Here is a 269-nt window from a genome sequence, read left to right on the forward strand (position 1 = left end):
TGATGTCGGCATCGTTGCCAGCCGCAATCGACGCTGACGTGTTCGTGACGCTCGCGGCCCGCGTGATGTTCGTCGGGCTGGTCGAACTGTCGCTCGCCGTGGTGCCCGTCCCGCCAATCACGACATTGCGACCTGCTACGAGATTGCCGTAGGTATTGTTGACGGTGTTCGCCGCGATGACGATGTCGTTGCCTGCCGTCACATTACTGTTGATCTGCTGGTAACTGTAGGTCTGCGAATTATTGTTGCTTGTTGCCGCCGCGTTGCAT

General features: G+C 58.4%; 1 protein-coding gene. It reads right to left on the minus strand.

Annotated elements, in window-relative coordinates; genetic code table 11:
* Positions 1 to 269: hypothetical protein (locus SB816_RS31980; RefSeq protein ID WP_410548239.1), on the minus strand; the 269-nt coding region annotated here is incomplete at both ends.

Origin of the sequence: Achromobacter sp. SIMBA_011 (assembly GCF_046535435.1) — a bacterium.
Classification (GTDB): Bacteria; Pseudomonadota; Gammaproteobacteria; order Burkholderiales; family Burkholderiaceae_B; genus Achromobacter; species Achromobacter dolens.